The sequence below is a fragment of the Hylemonella gracilis ATCC 19624 genome (assembly GCF_000211835.1).
In the GTDB taxonomy this organism is placed as follows: domain Bacteria; phylum Pseudomonadota; class Gammaproteobacteria; order Burkholderiales; family Burkholderiaceae_C; genus Hylemonella; species Hylemonella gracilis.
Genome location: NZ_AEGR01000052.1, coordinates 142,061 through 164,151 on the forward strand (window position 1 = coordinate 142,061; position 22,091 = coordinate 164,151).

21 protein-coding genes are annotated in these 22,091 nt (G+C 65.3%); 8 read left to right on the forward strand and 13 right to left on the reverse strand.

The features are described 5' to 3' along the window. The first annotated feature begins 9 nt into the window (after nt 1-9). On the forward strand, nt 10-2,079 hold the full coding sequence (locus HGR_RS07565) for a family 2A encapsulin nanocompartment cargo protein cysteine desulfurase (RefSeq protein WP_006297590.1): 2,070 nt from the start codon (nt 10-12) through the stop codon (nt 2,077-2,079). Between the two features lie 102 nt (nt 2,080-2,181). After that, nucleotides 2,182-3,147, forward strand: coding sequence for a sulfonate ABC transporter substrate-binding protein (locus tag HGR_RS07570; protein WP_006297591.1), 966 nt, complete (start codon nt 2,182-2,184; stop codon nt 3,145-3,147). Nucleotides 3,148-3,264: 117 nt separating this feature from the next. On the opposite strand, the gene mmuM is transcribed toward HGR_RS07570, so the two are convergent. The 4 genes from mmuM to HGR_RS07590 form a co-directional block, all read right to left on the reverse strand. Beyond that, nucleotides 3,265-4,233: a homocysteine S-methyltransferase gene (gene mmuM / locus HGR_RS07575; RefSeq protein ID WP_006297592.1), complete on the reverse strand. Its 969-nt coding sequence runs from the start codon at nt 4,231-4,233 to the stop codon at nt 3,265-3,267. Between the two features lie 40 nt (nt 4,234-4,273). Further along, nucleotides 4,274-4,975, reverse strand: a complete 702-nt coding sequence (locus tag HGR_RS07580) for an ABC transporter permease (RefSeq protein WP_006297593.1) — start codon at nt 4,973-4,975, stop codon at nt 4,274-4,276. Next, complete coding sequence (locus HGR_RS07585) at nt 4,972-5,652, reverse strand: ABC transporter permease (RefSeq protein WP_006297594.1); 681 nt, start codon at nt 5,650-5,652, stop codon at nt 4,972-4,974. Before HGR_RS07585 ends, HGR_RS07580 begins: the two co-directional genes overlap by 4 nt. 69 nt (nt 5,653-5,721) lie before the next feature. Then, nucleotides 5,722-6,507 carry a transporter substrate-binding domain-containing protein gene (locus HGR_RS07590; RefSeq protein ID WP_039852790.1) on the reverse strand — a complete coding sequence of 262 codons (786 nt, stop codon included), beginning with the start codon at nt 6,505-6,507 and terminating at the stop codon, nt 5,722-5,724. Nucleotides 6,508-6,857: 350 nt separating this feature from the next. Here HGR_RS07590 and HGR_RS07595 point away from each other — a divergent pair, with 350 nt between their 5' ends. Both HGR_RS07595 and HGR_RS07600 read left to right on the forward strand, forming a co-directional pair. Then, nucleotides 6,858-7,322: an Lrp/AsnC family transcriptional regulator gene (locus HGR_RS07595; RefSeq protein ID WP_006297596.1), complete on the forward strand. Its 465-nt coding sequence runs from the start codon at nt 6,858-6,860 to the stop codon at nt 7,320-7,322. A 210-nt stretch (nt 7,323-7,532) separates the two neighbouring features. Further along, nucleotides 7,533-8,528, forward strand: coding sequence for an ABC transporter substrate-binding protein (locus tag HGR_RS07600; protein WP_006297597.1), 996 nt, complete (start codon nt 7,533-7,535; stop codon nt 8,526-8,528). A gap of 17 nt (nt 8,529-8,545) precedes the next feature. On the opposite strand, the gene HGR_RS07605 is transcribed toward HGR_RS07600, so the two are convergent. Continuing rightward, nucleotides 8,546-9,967: an esterase-like activity of phytase family protein gene (locus tag HGR_RS07605; protein ID WP_006297598.1), complete on the reverse strand. Its 1,422-nt coding sequence runs from the start codon at nt 9,965-9,967 to the stop codon at nt 8,546-8,548. Nucleotides 9,968-10,148: 181 nt separating this feature from the next. Here HGR_RS07605 and kynB point away from each other — a divergent pair, with 181 nt between their 5' ends. The 3 genes from kynB to kynA all read left to right on the forward strand — a co-directional run bounded on the left by kynB (nt 10,149) and on the right by kynA (nt 13,131). Next, entirely contained in the window at nt 10,149-10,820 is a 672-nt protein-coding gene (gene kynB, locus HGR_RS07610) for an arylformamidase (protein ID WP_050797415.1), read from the forward strand. 65 nt (nt 10,821-10,885) lie between these two features. Then, nucleotides 10,886-12,223: a kynureninase gene (kynU, locus tag HGR_RS07615; protein WP_006297600.1), complete on the forward strand. Its 1,338-nt coding sequence runs from the start codon at nt 10,886-10,888 to the stop codon at nt 12,221-12,223. Between the two features lie 2 nt (nt 12,224-12,225). After that, complete coding sequence (gene kynA / locus HGR_RS07620; protein ID WP_006297601.1) at nt 12,226-13,131, forward strand: tryptophan 2,3-dioxygenase; 906 nt, start codon at nt 12,226-12,228, stop codon at nt 13,129-13,131. A gap of 187 nt (nt 13,132-13,318) precedes the next feature. Here kynA and HGR_RS07625 read toward each other — a convergent pair whose 3' ends face one another. After that, entirely contained in the window at nt 13,319-15,016 is a 1,698-nt protein-coding gene (locus HGR_RS07625) for a DEAD/DEAH box helicase (protein ID WP_006297602.1), read from the reverse strand. Nucleotides 15,017-15,375: 359 nt separating this feature from the next. Between HGR_RS07625 and HGR_RS07630 the strand changes: the two genes are divergently transcribed. Further along, on the forward strand, nt 15,376-16,725 hold the full coding sequence (locus HGR_RS07630) for a hypothetical protein (RefSeq protein WP_138922442.1): 1,350 nt from the start codon (nt 15,376-15,378) through the stop codon (nt 16,723-16,725). A 92-nt stretch (nt 16,726-16,817) separates the two neighbouring features. Here the strand turns inward: HGR_RS07630 and HGR_RS07635 are convergent, their stop codons facing one another. From HGR_RS07635 to HGR_RS07665, 7 genes are all read right to left on the reverse strand, one after another. Next, on the reverse strand, nt 16,818-17,582 hold the full coding sequence (locus HGR_RS07635) for an amino acid ABC transporter ATP-binding protein (RefSeq protein WP_006297606.1): 765 nt from the start codon (nt 17,580-17,582) through the stop codon (nt 16,818-16,820). Beyond that, entirely contained in the window at nt 17,566-18,219 is a 654-nt protein-coding gene (locus HGR_RS07640; RefSeq protein WP_006297607.1) for an amino acid ABC transporter permease, read from the reverse strand. The genes HGR_RS07635 and HGR_RS07640 overlap by 17 nt, the downstream gene beginning before the upstream one ends. Nucleotides 18,220-18,341: 122 nt before the next feature. Beyond that, the gene (locus HGR_RS07645) at nt 18,342-19,013 is read right to left on the reverse strand and encodes an amino acid ABC transporter permease (protein WP_006297608.1); all 672 of its coding nucleotides are present in this window, start codon (nt 19,011-19,013) and stop codon (nt 18,342-18,344) included. A gap of 45 nt (nt 19,014-19,058) precedes the next feature. Beyond that, a complete protein-coding gene (locus HGR_RS07650) occupies nt 19,059-19,835 on the reverse strand; it encodes a transporter substrate-binding domain-containing protein (RefSeq protein WP_237701390.1) in 777 nt (258 codons plus the stop codon). 118 nt (nt 19,836-19,953) lie between these two features. Next, nucleotides 19,954-20,445, reverse strand: a complete 492-nt coding sequence (locus tag HGR_RS07655; RefSeq protein WP_039852792.1) for a nucleoside deaminase — start codon at nt 20,443-20,445, stop codon at nt 19,954-19,956. Nucleotides 20,446-20,455: 10 nt separating this feature from the next. Beyond that, on the reverse strand, nt 20,456-21,226 hold the full coding sequence (locus tag HGR_RS07660; protein WP_006297611.1) for an ABC transporter permease: 771 nt from the start codon (nt 21,224-21,226) through the stop codon (nt 20,456-20,458). Continuing rightward, the gene (locus HGR_RS07665) at nt 21,223-22,089 is read right to left on the reverse strand and encodes an ABC transporter ATP-binding protein (RefSeq protein ID WP_006297612.1); all 867 of its coding nucleotides are present in this window, start codon (nt 22,087-22,089) and stop codon (nt 21,223-21,225) included. Before HGR_RS07665 ends, HGR_RS07660 begins: the two co-directional genes overlap by 4 nt. Between the last annotated feature and the right edge of the window lie 2 nt (nt 22,090-22,091).

Consider the following 22,091-nt stretch of genomic DNA (forward strand, 5'->3'; position numbering starts at 1 on the left):
GGCGCGCAGATGAACGCGACCCGCACGCCTGCTCCCAGCCTGTCCGGCGCGAGTTTGCCGCCAGGCTTGCCCGACCCCGCTGCCTTCACGCACACCTTGACGCAGTGGGCGGGTGAGTTGTTCGCGGCCTTGCCCACGGCCGCGGGCAGCGCAGCGCCCACGCCCCCCACGGGGGGGGTGCCCGTGGCCGGTACGCCGCAGCCCGCGGGGCTGTCGCTGCCTTCGGTGCTCACCTCCGGCCCTTCGACGCCCACGGCCACCGCCGAGCCGGGTCCGCCGCCAGGCCTGAACGTGGCGCCGCAGTCGCCCCAGGCCCTCGCCAGCGGTTTGGCCTCGGCGCCCGCGCTGGTCCCGCATGCACAGGCGGGTCATGGCGTGCCCGACCACGCCGTGCAGGCGGCGCCCGGCTATGACGGGCGCCTCGGCTCGGGCGTGCTGAGCGTTCCCCAGGCCCCCGCTGCCTACAGCGCTGACATTCCTCACGTCGCGCCCAGTCAAGCGGGTGGTGGTTCGCCCGTGCATGGCATTGCCTCTGGTTATTACTTCCTGGGTGAGTCGCAAGACCGCGCACCGGCGCCTGCGGTGCCCTCGGGGACCGCGGACGACCGTGTGAGTGCCCGCAGCTGGGGCTTGCCGGGGGACGAGGCCCTGCGCGCGCTGCTGGCCGACCCGGGGCGCCGCGATGGCGTTCCAGGCGGCGCCAACGCCCCTGCACCGGGTTTCTATTTTCTCGACCATGCTTTCCCGGACGCAGCCTCGGCGCGCAATGCACCGCATTCCGCCGCCGGACCGCAAACCGACAGCGAGGCTTCCCTTGCGCAGCGCAACGCGGTGGCGCATCCGCCCTTTGACGTGCACGCCGTGCGGCGCGACTTTCCCATCCTGCAAGAGCGGGTGAACGGCAAGCAGATCGTCTGGTTCGACAACGCGGCCACGACGCAGAAGCCCCAGGCCGTGATTGATCGGCTGGCGTACTTCTACGCGCACGAGAACTCCAACATCCACCGGGCCGCGCATGCGCTGGCGGCCCGCGCGACGGATGCCTACGAAGACGCGCGCGAAACTGTTCGCCGTTTCCTGAACGCCAGTTCGACCGAGGAAATCATCTTTGTGCGCGGCACGACCGAGGCCATCAACCTCGTGGCGAAGAGCTGGGGGGCGAAGCACATCGGTCCGGGTGACGAAATCATCGTCAGCCACCTAGAGCACCACGCCAACATCGTGCCTTGGCAGCAATTGGCCAGCGAGAAGGGCGCGAGGCTGCGCGTCATTCCAGTGGACGAAGACGGGCAGGTGCTGCTGGGCGAGTACCAGAAGCTGCTCAGCGACAAGACGAAGATCGTCGCCGTCACGCAGGTCAGCAATGCGCTGGGGACGGTGACGCCGATCAAGGAGATCGTGGAGCTTGCCCACCGCGCGGGCGCGAAAGCCCTGGTCGACGGCGCGCAGTCCGTCAGCCACATGAAGGTGGACGTGCAGGCGCTCGACGCGGACTTCCTCGTCTTCTCCGGGCACAAGATCTTCGGCCCCACGGGCATCGGCGTGGTCTACGGCAAGCGCGCGATCCTGGAGGACACGCCGCCTTGGCAAGGCGGCGGCAACATGATCGCCGACGTGACCTTCGAGCGCACGGTCTTCCAGCCGCCGCCGGCGAAGTTCGAGGCGGGCACCGGCAACATCGCCGACGCCGTGGGCCTGGGCGCCGCGCTTGAGTACGTGGAGCGCATCGGCATCGAGAACATCGGCCGTTACGAACATGCCCTGCTGGAATACGCCACCCAACATCTGCGCCCCATCCCCGGGGTTCGGCTGGTGGGCACGGCCAGGGACAAGGCCAGTGTGCTGTCCTTCGTGCTCGAGGGCTACAGCACCGAGGAAGTGGGCAAGGCGCTCAACGCCGAAGGCATCGCCGTGCGCACGGGTCACCATTGCGCGCAGCCCATCCTGCGGCGCTTCGGGCTGGAGACCACGGTGCGACCCTCGCTGGCCTTCTACAACACCTGCGAGGAAGTGGACCGCTTCATCGCCGTGATCCGCCGCCTGGCGGCGGCCCGGCCCACGCAGGCGCGAGGCCGATGAAGACCTGAGATGTTTTGCGCATGAGCAAGTGAGAATTCGGTCGTTCACTTGCGCCGTGTTGCTCCGCAGAATTCCTGACCATCATCACAGGAGTGCTCGCACATGGTCTCGAACCAACATCTTTCGCGTCGTACCGTTTTGTCGGGCGTGGGTGCCGGCCTGGGCTTGGCCCTGGCCGGCGCCCCAGTCAGCCTGAGCGCCCAGCCGAAACGCGTGCTGCGCATTGGCAACCAGAAGGGTCTGCTGTCCTTGCTCAAGGGGCGACGCACGCTGGAGCAGCGCCTGGCGCCGCTAGGCGTCGAAGTCACCTGGACGGAGTTCACGGCCGGGCCGGTGCAGCTGGAGGCGCTGAACGTGGGCTCCATCGACTTTGGCGACGTGGGCGAGGCGCCGCCCATCTTCGCGCAGTCCGCGGGCGCGCCCCTGACCTATGTCGCCGCTACCTTGCCGCGCCTCGCCTCCGAGGCGGTGCTGGTGCCAAGGGCTTCGGCCATCCAGACCGTCGCCGACCTCAAGGGCAAGAAAGTGGCCTACAACAAGGGCTCGAACGTGCATTACTTCCTGGTGAAGTTGCTCGAGAAGCACGGCCTGAAATACGAGGACGTGCAGTCGGTGTTCCTGCCGCCCTCGGACGCGCGCGCCGCCTTCGACAAAGGCGCCGTCGACGCCTGGGTGATCTGGGACCCCTTCCTCGCCGCCGCCGAGGTGGCGTCGAACGGTCGTATCCTGGCCGATGCCCAGGGGGTGGTGAACAACCGCGCCTACTATTTCTCCTCGCACGACTTCACCACCAAGAACCCGGATGTCATCAAGGTGCTGATCGAGGAAATCAACCGCGTGGATCAGTGGGGCACGGCCCACCGCGACGCGCTGGCCGCGGAGTTCTCGCAGCTGTGGGGACTGCCCAAGCCCGTCGTCGACCGCGCCGTCGCGCGCTCGGTTTATGGGACCGGCCCGATCACCCAGGCCATCCTGGCCGAGCAACAGGTCATTGCCGACACCTTTCTGAATCTCAAGCTGATTCCGAAGAAGCTGGACATCCAGCAGGCTGCGCCGTCCTGGCTCTGATGGGTCACCCCGGGGTTCCGACATGGCACAACGACAGATGCACCTGGGCGCTTTCTTGCAAAGCGTGGACCCACGGGCGCTGGAACGCGGCCTGAACCGCGCCAGCACGTTGCGCGGTCAGCGAGGGCCGATCGCGCCGCAGGCCAGCGCCGCTTGCCGCAAGGCGCGGATGTCGTCCGGCCCGGTGCGGCAGCAGCCGCCGATGAGTCGGGCTCCGCGGTTGTGCCAGCGCATGGCCTGGGCGGCAAAGTCATGGGCCTGGCCTTCGCCTTGCCACACCTTGCCCACCGCGTCGTAGTGTTCGCCGGAGTTGGGGTAGACCACGATGGGCTTGCTTGTGCGCGCCCGCGCGCGTTCGACCAGCGAGGGCACGAACTCGGGCGCCGTGCAGTTCACCCCCACCGCCGCCACCTGGGGCACGGGGTCCAGCGCGGCCACGCAATCCGCCAGCGGTTCGCCTTGGCTGTTGTGCTCGCCATCGCGGCACGAGAAGCTGATCCAGGCCTGCACCCCCGGGAACTCGGGCAGCAGATCCGTGATGGCCAGCGCTTCGGCGAGGCAGGGCAGGGTTTCGCAGGCCAGCAGGTCGGCGCCCGAGTGGGCCAGCACCTGCAACCGGGGGCGGTGGAAGGCGGCCAGGGCTGCGCGGGACACACCGGGGTAGCCGCGGTACTCCGAGCCGTCGGCCAGCATCGCTCCGTAAGGCCCCACCGAAGCGGCCACCAGGGGTTTGCGCCGGCCTGCGCGGTGCTTCGGGTCCGACCAGAAGGCGTCGCGGGCTTCGCAGGCCAGCTGGACCGAACGGCGCATCAAGTCCGCCGCTTCGTCATGGCCGAGGCCGCGCCGCGCGAACGCTTCAAAGGTGGCCTGGTAGCTGGCCGTGGTGGACACGTCGGCGCCCGCGACAAAATAGTCCAGGTGCACTTGCCGGATCAGGTCGGGCTGCTCGATCAACAGCTTGGCCGACCACAGCGGGTCTTTGAGGTCGGCGCCGCGCCGCTCCAGTTCGGTGGCCAGGGCGCCGTCGAGAACGAAGAGACCTTGTTCGTCCAGGGCTTGCTGCAAGGGGTGGGTGGGTGTGTTCATGTCGTTGTTGGCGTTCAGGGGTGACCCGTGAGCGGGCGGTCTAGCTTCGGCCGGCAGGCCCGAATCTTCTTTCGATGAGCCGCACCGCCAGCACGATCAGCAGGGTGAGGGCGCCGTACACCACACCGGCCATGACCAGTGCATCGGTGGTGTAGGCGGCCGTGGACAGGCGACGGGCCACGCCGGTGAGGTCCAGCACGGTGATGGTGCTGACCAGGGCGGTGGCCTTGAGCTGGGCGATCACCTCGTTGCCCAGGGCGGGCGTGGCGATGCGCCATGCAGTCGGCAGCACGATCCAGCGGTTGACCTGGTGCACGCTCATGCCCAGGGCCAGGGCGGCCTCTTTCTGGCCGATGGGCACCGCCAGGATGCCAGCGCGCAGGTCTTCGGCCATGTAGGCGGCCAGGTTCAGGCTCAGCGCCAGCAGGCCGCAATAGAACGCGTCTTCCAGCAACCACCACAGGGCTGAGCTGCGCACCGCTTCAAACTGACTGACACCGTAATACAGAAGGAAGAGCTGCACCAGCAGCGGGGTGCCACGGAATGCGGCGCCGTAGCCGCGCGACAGTCGGGCCAGCCACGGGCTGCGGGAGGTGGCCGCCAGCGCCAGGGGAACCGCCAGCGACAAGGCCAGCACCACCGACCCCGCGAGCAGTTGCACGGTGATGACCAGACCTTCCCAGACCTCCAGGGCGCTGTCGGCAGGCAAGCCCAGCCAGGATTCCAGCGGTTCGAGGTTCATGCGGCTGCGGGTCCGAAGCCCGCGCCCGCCCGCTGCTCCAGCCAGCGCTGAACGGGTTGGGACGCGTGAAGAAAGACGAAGTACACCGCGGCGGCGGCCAGGAGGAAGACAAAGGGCTGGTGGGTGGCCTGCCCGGCCATGTTGGCTTTCTTGAGCAGGTCTTCCAGCCCGACCACGGACACCAGCGAGGTGTCTTTCAGCAGCGACTGCCACAGGTTGCCCAGGCTGGGCAGGGCGATGCGCCAGGCCTGCGGCAGGCGCACCGCGAAGAAGGTCTGCGCGGGCCGCAGGCCCAGAGATTGCGCTGCTTCGATCTGCCCCTTGGGGATGGCCGCGAAACTGCCGCGGAACACCTCGGCGGCATAGGCGGAGAACACGAGGGCCAGCGCGAACACGCCGGCCGCGAACGGACTGAGGTCGATGGCGCCATCGAAGTGGGTGTTGATCACGTTGGACAGCCCGAAGTAGCAAACCAGCACGATCAGAAATTCTGGGATACCGCGCAGCACCGCGGTCCACAGCATCACACCCCGGCGCAGCAGCGGCCGCTGGCTCAGACTGCCGGCCGCCAGCAGCAGGCCCAGCACCATGCCCAGCGCCAGCGAACAGACCGCCAGCTGCACGGTGATCCATGCCCCCTGCAGCAGCTGATTGGCATACAGCCCCAAATGATCCATGCGTTCCCACTCGAACAAAAGAAAAACCAGGCCATCGAAACGGATGGCCTGGTCTCGTCACCGGCCCGCTTACTTGGCGGTCGGCGCGATGCTGAAGGGGAACACCTTCTTGTTCTCGGCGGCGAAGCTGCCATCGCTCAGCACCTGCTTGATCGCGCCGTTCAGGCGCGTGCGCAGCGGGTCACCCTTGCGCACCGCGATGCCGGTGCCTTCACCGAAGATGGCCAGGTCGTTCAGCGGCTTGCCCGCCAGCGCGAAGCCCTTGGCCTTGCCCGTTTTTTCCAGCCATTCATGGGCCACCGTGGTGTCGCTGAGCGCCGCCTGAATCCGCCCGGCCTCGAGGTCAAGCCAGATCGGGTCTTGCGAGGGGTAGGACTTGGTGGCGATGCCCGACGTGCTCTTGGGCAGGCGCTTCTTGAGGTAGGTCTCGTGGGTCGAACCGCTGTACACGCCCACCGTCTTGCCCTTGAGCGTGGCGGGATCGTCGGAGATGCCCGAGCCCGTCTTGGCCACGTACTGAACCGGTGCCAGCGTGAACAGGTCGGTGAAATCCACCTCCTTCTTGCGTTCGTCGGTGATCGACATCTGGGCCACCACCGCGTCGATCTTTTTCGCCTTCAGGGCGGGGATCAGGGCGTCGAAGTCGATCGTCACGAATTCGCACTTGGCCTGGATGTGCTTGCACATGATCTTGGCCAGCTCGATTTCCATGCCCTTGAGCTCACCCTTGGCATCGCGGTATTCGAACGGCGCGTAGTCCGACAGGGTGCCGATGCGGACCACGTCCTGTGCGTGTGCGAAACCACTGACCGACATCACGCTGGCCACCAAGCAACCCAATAAAGTACGACTCACTGTGTGATCTCCAAAAAAAGACGTCAAAAAGAGATGTCAAAAACTCGACGACAACACCCGGCCCGCGAGGCTGGACGTTCAGGTTTTGATGGCCTTGGACGGCACCGCATTCATCGTCGCTCGTCATGGCCCTCCCCGCGGTGCGGGGGTCCGCAGCGACGGACAAAGTGCGGGTTGTGAGCGCCCAAAGCTGGACAAGTATCCGTGCCGGGATCGCTGCGTGGCGGCAAAAAGGCGCTCCTGCATGCGGCCTGACGGCGTTTCAGATGTGATCCGAGCGCGACGGCGGCGATGGTGCGTTGAGGCGGCGCGCTGGTGCGGCGTGTTGAGGCGCTGCCTAGAATCCTCGCATGGACAGCGAACTGGATGTTTTTGACCGCAAGATCCTGGACCTGGTCCAGAAGGATTGCCAACTCAATGCCGAGCTGATTGCCGACGCCGTGGGGCTGTCGGCGTCTGCCGTCCAACGCCGCTTGCGGCGCATGCGCCAGGACAAGACCATCAGCGCCGAGGTCGCGGTGATCAATCCGCAAGCGGTGGGCAAGGCCATGTGCTTTCTCTCGGGTTTGGAGATCAAGGACAACTACGAGGCCCTTCCACGCATTCGACAGTGGGCCTTGGGTGAGCCGGCGGTTCAGCAGGTCTATTACGTCACGGGCAGTTTCGACATCATGATGGTGGTCGTGGCGCGTGACGTGAAGGCCTACGACGCCTTGTCGGCCCGTCTGATGGCGGACATTCCCCAGGTGGTCCGCATGACCACGCACGTCGTCATCGATACCCTGAAGCAAGGCCTTTTCGTGCCGGTTGAGTAGGGCCCGCACGCGTTCCGGCTCCGTGTTCGAGCCGCGCATGCCCGTGCATCACCTGCTCGCGGTGCGTGACCCGCACACCACGTCGGCCGCGCAGGTGGCGGGCAGCGCCAGTTTCGTCATGAGCTCAGGACGATTTATTCGTTGGTTCATGAGAAGTTGCATTCCAAAATCCTCCGCTTCTCGCGTTGAAGCCATGAATTGGAGGACTCCATGACGTTTCGTTTCTTGACACTGGCGGTGACGGCCCTCGCGCTGCTGACGGGCACGGCCCGGGCCGAGGAGGGGCGCCTGCGCATCGCGCAGCAGTTCGGTGTCGTTTATCTGCTGCTCAACGTTGCGCAGGACCAGCAACTGATCGAAAAGCACGGCAAGCAGCAGGGCGTGGACATCAAAGTCGAATTCGTCCAACTGTCGGGCGGCAGCGCCGTGAATGACGCCTTGCTCGCGGGCAGCATCGACATCGCGGGGGCAGGCGTCGGCCCGCTCTTCACCATCTGGGACCGCACGCGCGGCAAGCAGAACGTCAAGGGCGTGGCCTCGCTCGGCAACTTTCCCTACTACCTCGTGAGCAACAACCCGGCAGTCAAGACCATCGCTGACTTCACGGACAAGGACCGCATCGCGCTGCCGTCGGTGGGTGTCTCGGTGCAATCGCGCGTGCTGCAATTCGCGTCGGCCAAGCTCTGGGGCGACAAGGAGTTCAACCGCCTGGACAAGCTGCAGGTGGCGCTGCCCCATCCGGAGGCCGCGGCGGCCATCATCTCGGGCGGCACCGAGATCACCGCGCATTTCGGCAATCCGCCGTTCCAGGAACAGGAGCTGGCGGGCAACCCGAAGGCCCGCATCGTGCTCAACAGCTATGACGTGCTCGGCGGTCCGGCCTCGGCCACTCTGCTGTACGCCACCGAGAAGTTCCGCGCGGAGAGCCCCAAGACCTACCGCGCCTTCGTGAACGCCTTGGATGAAGCCGCTCAGTTCATCGCCCGCAACCCCGAGCAGGCGGCGGACATCTACCTCAAGACCAACAAGGTCGACCGGGCCCTGCTGCTCAAGATCGTCCGCAACCCCGAGGTGCAGTTCAAGACCACGCCGCAGAACACCCTGGGCCTCGGCCAGTTCCTGTACCGCGTGGGCGCGATCAAGAACGAGCCCAAGACCATCACCGATTACTTCTTCGACGATGCCCACGTCAAGGGCGGGAACTAGGGCCCGCTCGCACTGGATCACTTCGCGTCGACCAAGGCCTGGATGTCGAGCAGGGTCAGTTCGTCGTCGTCCGGCTTGCCGAGCTGGCGGCCCGAGGAGCCCGGGTAGTTGTTGTCGTTGACCACGATGATGTGATGCGCGTCGACGATGGCCAGCCCTTCGGGGCCCAGGTGCGGCAGGCTGAACACCTCTTCGTTGGGGCCGCGCTTGGCGAGACGCTGGGGGTTGGCGATCTTGAGCAGGTCGATGTAGGCCACCTTGCGCACGAAGCCGTTGGCATCGGTGCTGGACAGGTCGATCTTGTAGACACGCTTGAACTTCGCGGGGCGCGCGAAGCAGTCCGGCCGCTCTTCGCCGGCGCAGGCGGGCGCCATGCCCTCGGACGCATCGTCACGCTCGATCACCAGGCCGGTGGTGGCGTTCAGCAGCTGGAAGTCGGCCATCACGTTGCCGCTTTCCTCGAAGGCGTATTTCCATTGCTTGCCGGTGTAGCGTCGGGCGGCCACGTCGAATTCGAGGATGTGGGTGTAGATGCGGTCGTTGCTCTTCTCGAACGTCTTGGTCTGCGCGTCGTACAGCGGCCACTCGAAGGCGGGGTACAGCGTCTTGCCATCGGGCGACTGGGCCATGGGCTCGAAGCCGCCCGAGCGCCGCACTTCCCATTGCGGCATGGCGTCGGCGGGCAGGTTGGGCAAGCGGCTGTTCAGGTAATGGTCGGGCGAGCGGAAATTCTTGCCGTCCACCACGGTCTCGGTCACGCCCAGTACCTTGCCGTTCAGGTCGGTTTGCAGGAGGTAGGGGCCGAACTCATCGCCGATCCACAAGGTGTTGCCAATCTTCTGGATGGACTCGACGTCGAAATCCGCGCCCGTGAGGTAACGCTTTTCAGTCGCCTCGTTCTGGATGGCGAAGGGCACCTTGCGGTCCGGGTCGTGCAGGAAGGTGGTCTTGCGCAGCGTGACCTTGCCGCTCTTCCAGTCCACCTGCGCGGTGTGCACCATCAGCAGCGCGTCCTGCGAGTTGATCTTGCTGCCGAAACCGTTGTCGGTCAGCACCAGGTAGTGGTCGCGGTCCAGGGCGACGATGCCGGAGAAGCCTTGCACGGCCTGGCCTTTGACGGGCAAGGCGCCGCCGGTGGCGCGCGGCTTGGAGCCGCCCGCCGTGGTGTAGGAGGGCTCGCTGCCCAGCTTCTCGTTGCGCACGCGTGCGCCGTTGGCGAACTTGCCCGAGGTCGCGAAGAAGGCCCCCGCGTCACGCGGGGCTGGGGTGGTGGTGTCGGCCGGCAGCGCGGCATGGCCGGCGAGTGTCGCGGTCACAGCGGGGGCGGCCTGTTGGGCTTGAGCGGCAGAGGTGCCGCTCAGCAAGGCCAAGGCGAGCAGCAGGGGGCTGAGCGACAGTGGGGTGAGCAGCGAGTGCGGACGAACGCGGCGCGATGGCATGGAAGGACTCCGTGAAGCAGAAAGTCAGGCAGGCTACGCAGGGACGATGACAAGTCCGTGAAGGCCGGGTTCGCGGGGCGAGGGAGAGGCGCGCGGCCCCTGGGGCTCGAGTCAAAAAAATCTGCTGCCTGTTGGAAATAACCGACACCATGAGTTTTCCGGGACATGCAAACTTTCTCCCATGCCTGCCCAACCCACACGTGCCCAACCCTCACCTGCCATATCCCGGCTCTGGGACATTTCTCCGCCCGTGCACGCGGGCAGCCCTGTCTTTCCGGGTGACACCGCGTACCGCCAGCAATGGAGCGCCACCCTCGGTCCCGGATGCCCGGTGAACGTGAGCGCCATCACCCTGTCACCGCACGTGGGCGCGCACGCCGACGCGCCGCTGCACTATGACGCGGCCGGTGCCCCCATTGGTGATTTGTCGCTGGAGCCCTTCCTCGGTCCTTGCCGTGTCATCCACGCGATCGGGCGCGGACCCTTGATCGAGTGGGACCACGTGGCCCACGCGATCGATGCCCGCTTGCCGCCTCGTGTGTTGGTACGCACCTACGAGCGCATGCCGGTGGACCGCTGGGACGGGGCGCTGGCCGCCTACGCACCGTCCACCATCACGCGCCTGGCCGATCTGGGCGTGCTGCTGATCGGCATCGACACCGCCAGCATCGACCCCGCCGACAGCAAGACGCTGGACAGCCACCAAGTCATCCGCCAGCGCGGTTTGCGCGTGCTCGAAAACCTGGTGCTTGATGACGTGCCCGAAGGCGATTACGAGCTGATTGCCCTGCCGCTGAAGCTCACCACGGCCGATGCCTCGCCCGTGCGCGCCGTGCTGCGCGCGCTGGCTTGAGTGGCCCCACGCCCTTGCACCTGCTCCATGATCTGCAAGCGTTAACTTTTCCTGCGACTTCCCTCATGACCACCCAACAAGATTGCCGCGCGCTCGACGCGCAAGACCCCTTGGCCCCGCTGCGCGGGCATTTCAACCTGCCGCCTGGCGTGATCTATCTGGACGGCAACTCCCTGGGCGTGCTGCCCAAGGCCACCGCCGCCCGCGTGGCCGACGTGGTCGTGCGCGAATGGGGGCAAGACCTCATCCGCTCGTGGAACACCGCGAGCTGGTTTGACCTGCCGCAGCGCCTGGGCAACCAGCTTGCTCCGCTCATTGGCGCGGGCCGGGACGAGGTGGTGTGCACCGACAGCACCTCGGTCAACCTCTACAAGGTGCTGAGCGCCGCGCTCAACATCGCGCGCGAGGACAGCCCGGTACGCCGTCGTGTGGTGAGTGAGCGCAGTAACTTCCCGACCGACCTCTACATCGCCGAGGGTCTGTGCAAGGAACGCGGCTTGGAGTTGGTGTTGGTGGAGCCCGAGGAGATCAACGTGGCCCTGACGCAGGACGTGGCGGTGCTGATGCTCACGCATGTGAACTACCGCACCGGGGCCATGCACGACATGGCCGCGCTCACGGCCGCGGCTCACGCGGCGGGCGCGCTCACCGTGTGGGACCTGGCGCACAGCGCGGGCGCCGTGCCGGTGGATCTGAACGGCGCGGGGGCCGATTTCTCCATCGGCTGTGGCTACAAGTACCTCAATGGCGGCCCTGGCGCGCCGGCTTTCGTCTGGGTGCACCCGCGCCACGCCGACCGCTTCTGGCAACCGCTGTCCGGCTGGTGGGGCCATGCCGCGCCCTTCCAGTTCACGCCCGATTACCAGCCCGCGCCGGGCATCCAACGGTACCTCTGCGGCACGCAGCCCATCATCAGCTTGTCGGCCTTGCAGTGCGGCCTCGACGTGTTCACCGCCGCCGAGGCGCTGGGCGGCATGGCCGCGCTGCGCGACAAGTCGCTGGCGCTGACGGACCTCTTCATCCGCCTGGTGGAGGAACGCTGCGCGGGCCACGGTCTGGGCCTGGCCACGCCGCGCGACCACGCCCGGCGCGGTTCGCAGGTGTGCCTGACGCGCGAGGAAGGCCTGGGCGTGCGGGGGCAGGGCAGCGGCGCCTACGCCATCGTGCAGGCGTTGATCGCGCGCGGCGTGATCGGGGACTACCGCGCCGGGTCCGGTGCGGCTTCTCATGCGGGCAAAGGGGATGGCGGGCCAAGGCTGCACAAGGACATCCTGCGCTTCGGCTTCACGCCGCTCTACATCGGCTACGAGGATGTCTGGAACGCGGTGGAGCACCTGCGCCAGGTGCTCGACACGGGGGAGTGGCAACGCCCTGAGTTCAATCAAATCCACGCGGTGACCTGAGCATGTGCCCCCATAAGCAGACCCCCTCGGCCAACAGCGTCGGACCCGCCTCCGAGGCTGCGCGCGCCGCGGGCACGCCCGAGTCCATCGTGCACGAGGAGCACGCGCAACTCGACTTCAGCCGCAGCATGAGCTATGGCGACTACCTGCGGCTCGACGCCATCCTCACCGCGCAGCAGCCGCTGTCGGTGGCGCACGACGAGATGCTCTTCATCGTGCAGCACCAGACCAGCGAGTTGTGGATGAAGCTCATGCTGCACGAGCTGCACGCCGCCATCGGCCACGTCGCGCGGGATGAACTGCCGATGGCTTTCAAGATGCTGGCGCGCGTCTCCAAGATCATGGAACAGCTGGTGCATGCCTGGGACGTGCTCGCCACCATGACGCCGCCCGAGTACAGCGCGATGCGGGCCTCCTTGGGCAATTCCAGCGGTTTTCAGAGCTACCAGTACCGCTGCATCGAGTTCGCGCTGGGCAACAAGAACCGCGCCATGTTGCGACCCCACGAGCACCGCGCCGATCTGCTGGCGCAGGTGCAAGCGGCGTTCGAGGCGCCCTCACTGTATGACGAGGCGCTGCGCCTGCTGGCGCGCCGGGGCCTGCCCGTGCCGGCCAGCCATGTCGAGCGGGATTGGACTCAGCCCTACGTGGAGAGTGACGACGTGACGCAGGCCTGGCTCACCGTGTACCGCGCCCCGGAAACGCATTGGGATCTTTACCAGTTGGGCGAGGAGCTCACCGACTTGGAAGACGCCTTCCGACTTTGGCGTTTCCGCCACGTGACCACGGTGGAACGCGTGATTGGGTTCAAGCGGGGCACGGGGGGCACCGGCGGCGTGAGCTACCTGCGCAAGATGCTGGATGTGGTGCTGTTCCCCGAGATCTGGAAACTGCGCACCGACCTGTGAGTCCTTGACTGCGCCTGGGGCGGTCGTTTGTCGTTCTGACAGCGCCGATCACGAGGCCCGCCATCCGCACGCGGGCGTCGCAGACCGGCCAGGGCCAGTTGGAACGCGCCACGGTGCGGACCGCCATGCGTTGGAGGGATAAAAAAAACGGCCCGGGGAATTCCGGGCCGTTTTTTGTGTGTCGATGTCAGTGGCTGATGCGACCGAAGTTCGTGCGCAGCGGGTCCACGCCGCCGCCGCCCTGGCCCTTGCCGCCACCTTGGCCACCTCGGTTACCACCACCGCCGCCACCACGACGGCGATTGCCCTGGCTCAGCGCGTCGGTGCGGGTGCGCAGCGGGTCGGGCTGGCCACCGCCGCCACCACCACCACCGTAACCGCCGCCATTGCCGCCACCTTGGCCGCGGCCACCGCCGCCGCCGTTGGCGCGGCGTTGTTCGTTGTTGCGGTTGCCGCCCTGGCCACCGCCTTGCGGTTTGCCCTGGCGTTGGCCTTGGCCTTCAGGACGGTCCTGGCGATTCTGAGTACGGCCCGGGCCATTGCCACGGTTGCCACCCCCACCGCCGTTGCCGCTCGCGCCGCGCTCACCTTGGCCGGCCTTGTTCTCGCGGATGCGTTGGACCATCTCCTGGCGCGCGGCCTTGGCGGCAGCCGCCATCACCTCACGGCTCGGCGGCTTGCCCAGACCGCCCCACAGGGTCTGGCGGCCCATGGCGATGGGTTCGGCGCGTTCGTCGGCGTCGGGGGCGAATTCGGCGGGCGTTTCCACCACGGCGATCTGCTGCTTGGTGAAGCGCTCGATCTCGGCCATGAAGCCTTGCTCGTCCAGGCAGACGAGGTTGACGGCCTGGCCTTCGCGACCCGCACGGCCCGTGCGGCCGATGCGGTGCACGTAGTCTTCGGGGATGTTGGGGATTTCGTAGTTCACGACGTGCGGCAGCTCGTCGATGTCGATGCCGCGTGCCGCGATGTCGGTGGCCACCAGGGCGCGGATCTCACCGCTCTTGAAGCCGGCCAGCGCCTGGGTGCGCGCGCCCTGGCTCTTGTTGCCGTGCAGGGCCATGGCGGTGACGCCGTTCTTGTTCAGGTATTCGGCCACGTGGTTGGCGCCGAACTTGGTGCGCGTGAACACCAGCACCTGGCTCCAATCCTGCGCATTGATGATGTGCGCGAGCAGGGCCTTCTTCTTGCTGCGGCCCACGGTGTGCACGCTCTGCGTGATGCGCTGCACCGTGGTGTTGCGCGGCGTGACCTGCACGCTCTGCGGGTTCTTGAGCAGGCCTTCGGCCAGGGCGCGGATTTCATCGCTGAAGGTTGCGCTGAACAACAGGCTCTGCTTATCTTTGGGCAGTAGGGCCAGCACTTTCTTCACGTCATGGATGAAGCCCATGTCCAGCATGCGGTCGGCCTCGTCCAGCACCAGCATCTGCACCTGGGACAGGTCCATGAAGCCTTGCTGCTGCAGGTCCAGCAAGCGGCCCGGCGTGGCGACCAGGATGTCCACGCCTTTCTTGACGCGGGCGATCTGCGGGTTCATGCCCACGCCGCCGAAGATCACGGTGGATTCGAGCTGCAGGTACTTGCCGTAGTTGCGCACGGACTCCTCGACCTGAGCGGCCAGTTCGCGCGTGGGCGTGAGCACCAGGGCGCGGATGCCGTTGCCGCCCCACTTGTTCTGCGCGCTGCGACGCATGGTCAGGTTGTGCAGCAGGGGCAGGGTGAAGGCCGCGGTCTTGCCGGTGCCGGTTTGCGCGCCGCCCAGCAGGTCGTTGCCCTGCAGGATCAGGGGGATGGCCTGTTCCTGGATCGCGGTGGGCGTTTCATAGCCTTGCTCACGGACAGCCTTCAGGATGGCCGGGGCCAGTTTCAGTTCTTCAAAGTTCATTGGGATGATCGCGCCCGGTCCGGGGCGCAGGGATATCGGCCTGTACGGTGGCCGGAAAAACATTCCGGTCGCCGGTCAGTCAAAGGCAGACATGGGTTCACAAGAGCGGGCGGGTCAGCCTGTGTGGTGACAGCCCCCAGCGGATTGCTGGTGTCGCGGCCAACTGAAGAGCGCAACGGGCCGTATTGTCGCATGTTTCCTGAGGTGGGCGGAAAGCCTTTGAAACCGCGCTTGACGTCCTGGTGAGACTGAGACGCTGTCAGAAGCCTCTGATGTCCATCCCCTGTTCATGTGATGGAGGGAGCAATGGTTCGCCACTAGATTGGGCAATCTTCCTCAAGAGCACAGGGCGGTTCATCATGGCATTCATCCCTTTTTCGAGATCAGCATCACGGTTTCTGTTCGCTGCGATGGCGATTTTCTTGGTCGGTTGTGCGCCCATGCCCTTGCAAGTGGGACTGACTGAGTTGGGAACGGTCAGCAATTCCGAATACGGGGCGTATGGCACTCGTTTGATGCGGTCGATCAATATCAGCGGCACGGGTGCTGAAGACGTTGTCGGCATGGTCAGCTATGACCTCGACAAGTGGTCACTGTCAGAACAATTGCGGCGGCTTTGGCCCATCAGGCAAGACTTTCCGGACATCACGTCTCCTCGGCTGATTCCTGGTTCGTCAAGCATCGTGGAGCGTGAGTTCTGCAAAACCGAGAAAAAAGACTCAGAGCAAAAAGACTCAAAGCAAAAAGACTCAAAGCAAAAAGACTCAAACACTCATTGCAGTGACTCGTCGAACGCATCCTTGGGCGACTTGACCAAACTGCGGGACGCGCTATTAGCCTCCCAAGCTCAGGCCGACGAAGTGGCCCGTCTGAAAATCAAGCTTGCCGTACTGCAACTGGCGCAGGCCAGCTTGAAGCCGGTCAACGCCTTGAAAGACGGCGACCCGGAAAAAGAGGAGAAACTCAATCGAGTTCTGAATCCTTTGCGCCTTTTGTATCCTGCGGACGAGATATCCAAGGACCTGGAGCCGGTGATCGACAGCGTCAAGAAAGAACTGAAAGACAATGGCTTGGGCGACAGTCTCACTGCCATCAGAGAGGTGACGCAAAAAGCTGGCGTCATCGTCACGCGTTGGACGGGGCGGTCGCAAGGCGCGGCCAATGCCCAAGGTGCTGGCATGGCATCGGCAGCTGTCGCTGCTAGCCAGGGAGTGAATGGGTACCTTATTCTGGGTTCGCCTCGCATCACATCCTTGCAGTTGGGCGAGGATTTTTTCAAGCGCCCCAAGGATCTGGATCTGCACATCTTCGGAAAATCAAACCGCAGATACCTGACTTACTATCAATTGCGCGCACGGTACGTCTTGTACGCGGAGAACCGTGCTTCCGAGTTCAGTGCTTCGCTTCAAACCAATATCAGTCAGACGCTTGAACAGATCAAGGCGATCACGCAAGGCGGTAAGGATGAAGAGGCGTTGAAGAACTTGTTGAACATTGAAGTCAATGCTGTCTATGCCTTGGTCAATTCAAGCGCCAGTTCGGGGACGCTGGATGCGGCACAAGGCAAGGCAAAACGAATCGATTGCAAGTTCTCTTCAGTACAAGAATGGTCTGACTGTTTGAAGCAAGAGCTGGTACGTTCAGAAGGTACTTTGCCTGTGATCAGTGTTCGTGCAACCTTGGAAGAATTTGCTCGCGATTCAGAATGAGGGAGTTTTAAACGCCAGAAATGAACTCGCACCGCCTTCGGCAATGAGTCCCCGGGGAATGCGAATGCCGCAGCCCCGGCACTGCGCTACGGCTAACCGTGCAGTGAGGACAGGAACTGCTGGAGTTCAGGCGTTTGCGGCTGGCCAAAGATCTGCGCGGGCGGGCCGGATTCGTGCACGCGGCCCTGGTGCATGAAGATCACGCGGTCACTGACCTTGCGCGCGAAGTTCATCTCGTGCGTGACCATGAGCAGCGTCATGCCCTCCTGCGCCAGTGACTCGACCACGCGCAGCACTTCGCCGACCAGTTCCGGGTCCAGCGCGGAGGTGATTTCGTCGCAGAGCAGCACGGCCGGTTCCATGGCCAGCGCGCGGGCGATGGCCACGCGCTGCTGCTGGCCGCCGGAGAGCTGGTCGGGCATGGCGTCGAACTTCTCGGCCAGGCCCACGCGCGCGAGCAGGGCGCGCGCCTGCTCCGCGGCTTCGGTCTTGTTCTTCTCTTTCACGAGCGTGGGCGCGAGCATGATGTTGCGGCCCACCGTGAGGTGCGGGAAGAGGTTGAAGCTCTGGAAGATCATGCCCACCCGCTGGCGCAGTGCGCGCATGGCCATGGCACTGTCGTGCAGCAGCTGCTTGCCGTCGACGCTGAGCGAGCCTTCCTGGAATTCCTCCAGCCCGTTGATGCAGCGCAACAGCGTGCTCTTGCCCGAACCGCTCTTGCCGATGATGGCGATGACCTCGCCACGGCGCACATCGAGGTCGATGCCTTTGAGCACTTCGTTGTCGCCGTAGCTCTTCCTCAGAGCGGTAATCCTCACGATGGGATCGGCGTGCAGGGTTTCAGCGGCGGCTTGCATGGAGCTTTCTTTCGAGGGTTTGGGCGTAGAGGCTGATCGGCCAGCAGAGGGCGAAGTACAGCAGGGCCACGCAGGCGAACACGGTGAAGGGCTGGTAGGTCACGTTCGAGATCATGTTGCCCGCGCGTGTGAGCTCGACGAAGCCGATCACCGAAGCCAGTGCCGTGCCCTTGACCACCTGCACCAGGAAGCCCACCGTGGGCGGGATCGCGATGCGCAGGGCCTGCGGCAAGATGACATGGCGCAACTGTTCCGTGAAGCTCATGGCCAGGCTCTGCGCGGCTTCCCACTGCCCTTTGGGAATCGCGGCCACGCAGCCGCGCCAGATCTCGGTCAGGAAGGCGCTGGTGTAGAGCGTGAGCGCCAGGCCCGCCGCCGTCCAGGGCGAAGTCTGCAGGCCCAGCAGCGCGAAGCCGAAATAGGTGAGGAACAGCTGCATCAGCAAGGGCGTGCCTTGAAAGACTTGCACGTAGACGGCGACGGCCCGGTCCACGCCTCGCAGACGCGTCAGGCGCAGCACCAGCAACAGCCCGCCCACCAGACCCCCGCCGATGAAGGCGATCAGCGACAGCACCACCGTCCAGCGCGCGGCCAGCAGCAGATTGCGCAGGATGTCCCAGAGACTGAATTCAGGCATGACGTTGTCCTTGCCGCGCGACGACCGAGACCAGGGCACACGCGGAACCGGCTTCGCCGGGCCGCTGGGTGCGCCCCCCTGCAGGGGGGAGGCGCCGCAGGCGCTTCGGGGGGTGCTTCATATCAACGTCCAAAGATGAAGCGCGGTCCGACCCAGTGGAGCAGACGACGCAAGGCGATGGCCAGCAGCAGGTAGACCGCCGTGACCACGATGTAGGACTCGAAGGTGCGAAAGCTCGCCGCCGAGATGACGTTGGCCGCGTAGCTCAACTCCTCGGTGGAGATCTGACCGCACACGGCGGAACCCAGCATCACGATGATGATTTGGCTGACCAGGGCGGGCCAGACGCGCTTGAGCGCGGGGGGCAGCACCACGCGGGTGTAGACCTGCCAGCGGTTCAGCGCCAGGCTCAGCGCGGCTTCGATCTGCCCGCGCGGCGTGGCTTGCACACCGGCGCGGATGATCTCGGCGGAATAGGCGCCAAGGTTGAGCACCATCGCGAGGATGGACGCCGCCTCGGGCGAGAGCCGCAGCCCCACCGAAGGCAGACCGAAGAAGATGAAGAAGAGCTGGACGATGAAGGGCGTGTTGCGGATCAGTTCCACGTAGGCGCCCGTGACGGCCCGCAGCCACAGCAGGCCGCGGGCGCTTGTCGTCCGGGCCCAGGCACAGGCGACACCGACCACCAGGCCCAGGGCCATGGCGATCGCGGTCAGACCCAGTGTCCAGGCCACGCCTCGCAGCAGGAAGGGCCACTGCGCCAGCAGCAGGCTGAAATCGAGGGTGGTGGCCATGGTGCGGTGCTGTGCGGTGAACGTGGGGGATTGACCTTGGGGGCCTTACTCGGACAGCGGCAGATCGCCCGCCGGGCGGCCCAGCCACTGCTGAGCCAGCTTGTCGAGAGTGCCGTCCTTGCGCGCGGCCAGCAGGATGTCATTGACCTTGGCACGCAATGCGTCTTGCCCCTTGGCGACGCCGATGAAGTTGGGGCTGTCCTTGATCAGCAGCTTGAACTCGGCGCCGAGCTGAGGGTTCTTCTGCATCATCAGCCCGGCGTTGGACACGCTGGTGGCGATGACCTGGGTCTGGCCAGCGACGAACGCGGCGGTGCTGGCGGCTTGGTCTTCGTAACGTTTGAACACCATGCTGGCCGGGCCGGACTTGACCAGTTCCTGCTCTTCCATCGCGCCCTTGGCAACGGCGATGGTCTTGCCGCCCAGGTCGGCGAAGCTCTTGATCGCGAGGCTCTTGGGCGCGTAGACGGCCTGGAAGAAGGGCGAGTAGGCATGCGTGAAGTCGATCACTTTCATGCGATCAGGGTTCTTGCCCAGGGTGGAGATGACGAGCTGCACCTGCCCGGTCTGCAGGTAGGGGATGCGGTTGGCGCTGGTGACGGGCACCAGTTCCACGCTCACGCCCAGCTTGTTGGCGATGAGCTTGGCGACTTCGATGTCCAGGCCCTGGGGTTGCAGGTCCAGGCCCACGAACCCATAAGGCGGGTAGTCGGTGGGCACGGCGATCTTGATCTTCTTGGTCTGCATGACCTGGCTGAGCGCGTCCTGCGCTTGCGCGGGCGTGCACAGCAGGGCGAGGGTTGTCGCGGCGGCGCCAAGCATGGCGTGGAGGAAGGGACGTCGGTTCATCGTGGGGCTCCTGTGTCAGAAGGGGGGTTGCAATCTAGGGTCGTGAAATCCATGCCCTGCGTCAACGGCGCAAGGGCCTGGGTGCAGGTGCTCAGTTCTCTTTGGGTGGGGCGTGCCAGAAGTCGCGGTGGAGGGCGGCGATCTCGTCTTCCATCTCGGTCACGGGACCGAGAACCTCGATGGGCTTCTGCCCGGCCGCGAACACGGTGCGGCAGGGCAGGTCCATGGTGGGGTTCTCCTCGTGGCTGCCGGTGAGCGCGAGCAATCGCCGTTCGCTCAGGCCGTAGACCAGGCGGCCGATGTTGGCCCAGTACTGCGTGCCGGCGCACATGGCGCAGGGCTCGACCGTTGTGACCAAGGTGCAGCGGCCCAGGTATTCGCCGGGGTAGTTCAGTGCCGCCGTGCGAGCCAAGACGGACTCCGCATGGTTCACCGTGTCGACATTGCCCTGCTCGGCCAGCACGGTCTCGCCGTCGGGCGCCACGAGGATGGCGCCAAAGGGATGGCGGCCAAGCTCGTCGCGCGCGCGCCGAGCCACGTCGTTGGCGCGCTTCAGGTGGCGGAGCAATTGTCCTGGGGTCACGCGTTTTCTTTCACTGGTTCTGCGAACCGCGATGCGCCCAGGCCGTCGTGTGCTTCTCGATGAAGCTGAACAGCTCGTACATCAACATGGCCATCGCGCCCACGACCAGCAGGCCGCTGAAGGCCAGGCCCATCTTCATGGCTGATCCGGCGGAGATCAGCAGGTAGCCGATGCCTTCGTTGGCTGCAGTCATCTCCGACACTGTGGTGCCGACGAAAGCCAGGGTGATGGCCACCTTGAGCGAGCCGAAGAAGTAGGGCAGGCTGCGTGGCAAGCCCACCTTGATCAGCACGTCCCAGCGGCGCGCGCCCAGCACGCGCAGCACGTCTTCCAACTCGGGCTCCAGCGTGGCCAGGCCGGTGGCGATGTTGACCATGATGGGAAAGAAACTGATCAGGAAGGCCGTGAGAATGGCCGGGCCGATACCAATGCCAAACCAGACCACCAGCACCGGCACGAAGGCTGCCTTGGGCAGGGCGTTGAAGGCGGTCATCAGCGGGTAGACGGCGGCGTAGGCCAGGCGCGAGCTGCCGATCAGGAAGCCCAACAGCACACCCACGACGATGGCGATGCCGAAGCCTGCCATGGTGACCCAGAAGGTGCGCCAGGCGTGGGCCGCGATGGTGGCCTTGTGTTCCAGCGTTTGTTCCCAGATACGCAGCGGGCTGGGGAAGATGAATTCCGAGACGTTGAGGGCTGAGCAGATGATCTGCCAGAAGATGACGATGAAGGCCAGCAGCAGCAGCGGGGCCCAGCGTTCGACGGCTTTGCGATGGTTCATGGGGCGGTTCCTGCTGACGGGTGAATGGCCGTACCGGTCTTGCCCGTGTTGCCACGGATGGCGCCGATGTGGCCTCGCAGTTCCTGCACGATGTGGGTGAACTCCGGCGTGTAGGTGACGTCGAGTTCACGCGGACGCGGCAGATCAATCTCCCTTTGCACGATGAAGCGGCCCGGGCTTTTGCTCATCACGTACACCGTGTCGGCCAGGAACACGCTTTCGCGCAGGTCGTGCGTGACGAGGATGACGTTGAACTTCTGGGCCGCGTGCAGGTCGCGCAGCGTGCACCAAAGTTCCTCGCGGGTGAAGGCGTCGAGCGCGCCGAAGGGCTCGTCCAGCAGCAGCATCTTGGGTTCGTGGATCAGCGCGCGGCAGATGCTGGCGCGCTGCTGCATGCCGCCGGACAACTCCCACGGGAACTTCTTTTCATAGCCGGCCAGGCCCACCGTCGCCAGCAGTCCTCGGGCACGCTCCTCGTACTGCTTGCGGTTCTTCTTGAGCAGGGAGCGATGGGGTTCCACGATCTCCAGCGGCAGCAGCACGTTGTCCAGCGTGGTGCGCCAGGGCAGCAGCGAAGGGGCCTGGAAGGCCATGCCCGAAATCTTGAGCGGACCCGTCACAGGCTGTCCATCAACGCGGATGCGGCCCATGCTGGGCATCTTCAGGCCCGTGGTCAGCTTCATGAAGGTGGACTTGCCGCAACCCGAGGGGCCGACGATGGCGATGAACTCGCCTTGGCGAACCTTCAGGTTGATCGCTTCAACGGCGAACTGATTCTGCGCCAGCAACTCGTCGTTGTAGGCGAGCCAGACATCGCTGAATTCGACGAAGGGCGCGGCGTTGGGGGAAGCTTCGTGGGGCATGA

Coding starts and splice junctions, on each gene's coding strand:
- HGR_RS07635 (WP_006297606.1), bottom strand. CDS start 17,582: ATGCAAGCCGCCGCTGAAACCCTGCACGCCGATCCCATCGTGAGGATT.
- HGR_RS07600 (WP_006297597.1), top strand. CDS start 7,533: ATGACGTTTCGTTTCTTGACACTGGCGGTGACGGCCCTCGCGCTGCTG.
- HGR_RS07605 (WP_006297598.1), bottom strand. CDS start 9,967: ATGCCATCGCGCCGCGTTCGTCCGCACTCGCTGCTCACCCCACTGTCG.
- mmuM (WP_006297592.1), bottom strand. CDS start 4,233: ATGAACACACCCACCCACCCCTTGCAGCAAGCCCTGGACGAACAAGGT.
- kynB (WP_050797415.1), top strand. CDS start 10,149: ATGCCTGCCCAACCCACACGTGCCCAACCCTCACCTGCCATATCCCGG.
- HGR_RS07630 (WP_138922442.1), top strand. CDS start 15,376: ATGGCATTCATCCCTTTTTCGAGATCAGCATCACGGTTTCTGTTCGCT.
- HGR_RS07595 (WP_006297596.1), top strand. CDS start 6,858: ATGGACAGCGAACTGGATGTTTTTGACCGCAAGATCCTGGACCTGGTC.
- HGR_RS07650 (WP_237701390.1), bottom strand. CDS start 19,835: ATGCTTGGCGCCGCCGCGACAACCCTCGCCCTGCTGTGCACGCCCGCG.
- HGR_RS07660 (WP_006297611.1), bottom strand. CDS start 21,226: ATGAACCATCGCAAAGCCGTCGAACGCTGGGCCCCGCTGCTGCTGCTG.
- HGR_RS07565 (WP_006297590.1), top strand. CDS start 10: ATGAACGCGACCCGCACGCCTGCTCCCAGCCTGTCCGGCGCGAGTTTG.
- HGR_RS07585 (WP_006297594.1), bottom strand. CDS start 5,652: ATGGATCATTTGGGGCTGTATGCCAATCAGCTGCTGCAGGGGGCATGG.
- HGR_RS07570 (WP_006297591.1), top strand. CDS start 2,182: ATGGTCTCGAACCAACATCTTTCGCGTCGTACCGTTTTGTCGGGCGTG.
- HGR_RS07625 (WP_006297602.1), bottom strand. CDS start 15,016: ATGAACTTTGAAGAACTGAAACTGGCCCCGGCCATCCTGAAGGCTGTC.
- kynU (WP_006297600.1), top strand. CDS start 10,886: ATGACCACCCAACAAGATTGCCGCGCGCTCGACGCGCAAGACCCCTTG.
- kynA (WP_006297601.1), top strand. CDS start 12,226: ATGTGCCCCCATAAGCAGACCCCCTCGGCCAACAGCGTCGGACCCGCC.
- HGR_RS07665 (WP_006297612.1), bottom strand. CDS start 22,089: ATGCCCCACGAAGCTTCCCCCAACGCCGCGCCCTTCGTCGAATTCAGC.
- HGR_RS07580 (WP_006297593.1), bottom strand. CDS start 4,975: ATGAACCTCGAACCGCTGGAATCCTGGCTGGGCTTGCCTGCCGACAGC.
- HGR_RS07645 (WP_006297608.1), bottom strand. CDS start 19,013: ATGGCCACCACCCTCGATTTCAGCCTGCTGCTGGCGCAGTGGCCCTTC.
- HGR_RS07640 (WP_006297607.1), bottom strand. CDS start 18,219: ATGCCTGAATTCAGTCTCTGGGACATCCTGCGCAATCTGCTGCTGGCC.